Genomic DNA, 3,903 nt, shown 5'->3' on the forward strand with positions numbered 1-3,903 from the left:
TTCAGCCGCTCCTCGCGCTTCATTCTCCCTGGTTCCTCCTGCCGCCCTGCCTGCATCGGGCGCCGCTGCCGCCCCCGGCGGGGACACGCGCCCGTTGATAAGTCAACACCGCACCGGCGCGAAGTGCCAAAAGCGCGGCGCCGCGCCGGTCACGCTACTTCACGGCACCGGCCGCCAACCCGCCGATCAGCCGCTTTTCAATCAGCGCGAACAGGATGATCACCGGCACGATCGCCACGATCGAAACCCCGAACACGTACTGCCAGGCGGTGGCGTACTGCCCGATGAACTTGGTCAGCGCCACGCTCAGCGGCTGGTTCTCGGCGGTGGACAGGATCACCAGGGAGGCGGCGAATTCATTCCAGCAGGAAATGAACGTGAAGATCACCGCGGTCACGATCCCGGGCCACACCAGCGGCAGGTTGATGGTGAACAGCACCCGCAGCTTCCCGGCCCCGTCAATCTGCGCCGCCTCGTCAATGGAACGGGGCACCGAGGCGAAGAAGGAGTGCATGATCCACACCGCGAACGCCAGGTTGAACGCGGCGTTGATCAGGATCATCGCCAGCCACGTGTCGTGGATGTTCCAGGCCAGCATCTGCTTGAACAATCCCGCGGTGAGCACCGCCGGCTGCAGCATCTGGGTGACGATCACCAGGAACATGAACACCATCTTGCCCGGGAACTTGAACCGGGCGGTGAAGTACGCGGCCGGGGTCGCCACCAGCAGCACCAGCAGGGTCGCAAACACCGAGATCACGATCGTGGAAACCAGGTTGTAGGGCACCGGGGTCTCCGGGGTGTCCCACATCGAGGCGTAGTTCGACCACTGCGCCCCGGCCTGGGGCAGGTAGGAGGGCGGGATGGAGAGGATCTCGCTCTGGGTCTTCAGCGAACCGATGAACATGGTCGCGTACGGGATCAGGAACAGGGCCGCGATCAGCAGCCCCACGACCATGCGGGTGATGACCACCTTGCGCGGCGCGCGGTCCGCGGTGTCCAGCAGTGCCACCTCAGACCTCCTTCATGGGCTTGACGGTCTTGACGTAGATCGCCACGATGAGCACCACCACCGCGAAGTTCACGACCGACAGGGCCGAGGAGATGTCCAGGCGCCGGTCGAACTGCAGCACCTTGAAGATGTAGGTCATCAGGGTGTCGGCGTTCGTTCCGGGGATCGAACCGGTCATCACCTTCAGGATCGGCAGGTTGTTGAACACGTTGATGATGTTAATCAGCACCGAGACCGCCAGCGCGGAACGCAGCTGGGGCAGGATGATGAACAGGTAGGTCTGCCAGCGCCCGGCCCCATCCACGCGGGCCGCCTCGAGCGTCTCCTGGGGGATTGACTGCAGCCCGGCCAGCAGCGTGTAGGTGGTGAACGGGATCGACACGAAGATCGCCACGATCACCGAGACGAACATCGCCGACACCGCGGACTTCGTCCAGCCGAACCCCTCATCCAGGACCCCCACGTCCATCAGGAACTTGTTGAAGATCCCGTAGTTCGGGTCCAGGCCGTAGTAGAACACGGTGGTGGTCATGACCACCGACGCCGCCCAGGGCACGATCACGGCCATGCGCACGATCGTTCGTCCCGGGAACGGCTTGTTCAGGAACTGGGCCAGTGCCAGGGAGAACAGCACGGTGATTCCCACGACGGAAACCACCCACACGAAGGTGTTCAGCAGGATTCGCGGCAACGCCGGGTCCTGGAAGACGGTCACGAAGTTTGCCAGCCCCACCGAATGCAGGTCCGTGCCGACCTGGGAGATCTTGCGGGTGGAGTTGAAGATCATGTAGCCGGCCGGGAAGGCGACCATGGCCAGGATCAGCAGCAGCGCCGGGCCGATCCACGGCAGTGAGCTGAAGAAGGACTGGTTCCCACTGGTGGGCCGGCGTTTGGCCGGCTCAACCGCAGTGAGCACGGGTGGTGCACTCATGGTTAGCTCCTTGGTCCCCTCCGCCGGCGCCTGGCAGCCGGGGCGGTGCAGCGGGCGGTGGCGGTTGCCGATGCCGGTAGGGCGGGCCGGTGGCGGGATGGGGAATCGACAATGGCGGAGGCCTGGTGTTGCGAGCGCCGGGACTCGCATGGATCGGTGTGGTTTGCCGCCGGTTAGCGTGCAGCGTCGGCCTTGGCCTGGATCGACTTCAACACGTCCTCGGCCGACTTGCCGGTTCCCAGTTCACCCATCAGGACTTGAACGCACCGTCGGTGGCGTTCCAGGCCGGGTTGGTGGTCGGGTAGAACACGGCGTTGGGCAGCAGGTCCAGGAACGGCTTGAGCGTTTCATCCCCGGCCATGGCCTCGGACCCCGACTTCGTGGTGGGCAGGAAGCCCTCGGTGGAGACCCAGTCGGTGTAGACCTCGGAGGAGAAGAAGTAGTCCATGAACTCGCCTACCGCTTCCTTCTTCGCCTCATCGGCGCTGAAGGACATCAGCCGGTCGGCCACGCCCAGGGTGGCCGGGTCCCCGGTCTTGGTGGCCACCGGCGCGATGCCGTAGTTCAGGTCCGGGTTCTCGTCCTCGATCTGGCCCACGGTCTGCGGCAGGCCGTAGGCGAAGCCGATCTTGCCCTGGATGAAGGTGTTGAGCATTGGGGTGCGCTGGGTGGCGCCCGGGTCCTTCTGCGTTACCCCGTCATCGATCATCTTCTTCATGAACTGCGCGGCTTCCAGGTTGGCCGGGGTGTCGACCTGGATCTGTTCGTCGGTGCCGAAGTTGCCGCCGTTGCCGGCGAACCAGATCAGGCTCTCGCCCTGGGCCTCTTCACTGCCCAGCGGCATGCCGTAGCCCGAGGCCTTGGTCTTTTCGCTGATCTTCTTGGACGCCTCATGCAGTTCATCCCAGGTGCCGGGCACCTGGGAAACCCCGGCCTCCTCCATCAGGTCCTTGTTGTAGAACACGCGCGGGCCGAGGCAATCAGCGGCAGCCCGTACTGGGTGCCCTCGTACTTTTCGGCCTCGGCGAAGCTTTCCTGGAAGTCGGCCAGGGTCTCCTGCGAGGCGATATCGCTGGCCGGGGCCAGCAGTTCCTCGGCGGCGAATTCGGCGAATGCTCCGCCGTTGTAGATATCCGGCGCCTGGTTGCCTGCAGCTTGGTCTTCAGCACGCTTTCGATGTTTTCCCAGGACTGCACCTCGAGGTTCACGGTGATGTTCTCGTGTTCGGCTTCGAAGTCCTTGATGACCCCTTCCCACAGGCCCTTGGTGCCGGTGGAGTAGGTCGGGACCAGCATCTGCAGGGTCACGGCCTCCCCGCCCTCGCCCCCGCCGCCTTCGGCGGGCTTGTCGGAAAATCCGCAGCTGCTCAGGGCCAGGGCCCCGATGGCAGACAAAGCCAGCAGTGTTGTCCGTTTGGTGCGTTTCATTGCCAGTCCCCTACGATGCAAGTGAGTGATTCTAGATTTTTTGTAGTGAAATAAATCAGTAAAAATCAGGTTACTCACGATTATGAGATGTTATCTATCTCACGTCAAGGGTTCGGTGTTCCATTCCGCAACTGGCGCACCAAAGAATCAGAACTGCTCACGCGCCCGCGAAGAGGCGCAGCAGCCGGGCAGCTTCCCCGGACAACGCCGAGCGTCCCGCCGCCAGGTACTTGCGCGAATCGACCCCGGCGGGGTTCTCATCCAGCCACTGGCGCACCGCTCGGGTGAAGAAGCCGTTCAGGTGCGTGGAGACGTTGATCTTGCGCAGCCCGGCGCGGATGCCCTCCTGCAGGACGGCATCGGGCACTCCGGAGGAGCCATGCAGGACCAGCGGAACCTCCAGGTGCCGCGCCAGCCGGTCGATGAGCTCCAAGTCCAGGTTGGCGCTGCGTTCGGTCATGGCGTGCGAGATCCCACGGCCACCGCCAGGGCGTTGACCCCGGTGCGCTGCACGAACAGCGCGGCCTCCTGCG

The 3,903-nt window shown here is 64.1% G+C and carries 4 protein-coding genes and 1 pseudogene; all 5 read right to left on the reverse strand.

The window, feature by feature from the left end:
* Positions 1 to 154 precede the first annotated feature (154 nt).
* Positions 155 to 1,012 carry a carbohydrate ABC transporter permease gene (locus tag JCM19049_RS09300; protein ID WP_279402850.1) on the reverse strand — a complete coding sequence of 286 codons (858 nt, stop codon included), beginning with the start codon at positions 1,010 to 1,012 and terminating at the stop codon, positions 155 to 157.
* A 1-nt stretch (position 1,013) separates the two neighbouring features.
* A complete protein-coding gene (locus JCM19049_RS09305) occupies positions 1,014 to 1,943 on the reverse strand; it encodes a carbohydrate ABC transporter permease (protein WP_054821449.1) in 930 nt (309 codons plus the stop codon).
* A 250-nt stretch (positions 1,944 to 2,193) separates the two neighbouring features.
* Positions 2,194 to 2,907 carry an extracellular solute-binding protein gene (locus tag JCM19049_RS19830; protein WP_279402851.1) on the reverse strand — a complete coding sequence of 238 codons (714 nt, stop codon included), beginning with the start codon at positions 2,905 to 2,907 and terminating at the stop codon, positions 2,194 to 2,196.
* Positions 2,908 to 2,923: 16 nt separating this feature from the next.
* Complete coding sequence (locus JCM19049_RS19835) at positions 2,924 to 3,370, reverse strand: hypothetical protein (protein WP_279402852.1); 447 nt, start codon at positions 3,368 to 3,370, stop codon at positions 2,924 to 2,926.
* A gap of 157 nt (positions 3,371 to 3,527) precedes the next feature.
* Positions 3,528 to 3,903: pseudogene (locus tag JCM19049_RS09315) on the reverse strand (class II fructose-bisphosphate aldolase); the annotation flags it as partial.

This window comes from Arthrobacter sp. JCM 19049 (genome assembly GCF_001310435.1).

Excerpts from the sequence above, each read along its gene's own strand:
- JCM19049_RS19835 (WP_279402852.1), bottom strand. The coding sequence starts at position 3,370 with ATGAAACGCACCAAACGGACAACACTGCTGGCTTTGTCTGCCATCGGG.
- JCM19049_RS09305 (WP_054821449.1), bottom strand. The coding sequence starts at position 1,943 with ATGAGTGCACCACCCGTGCTCACTGCGGTTGAGCCGGCCAAACGCCGG.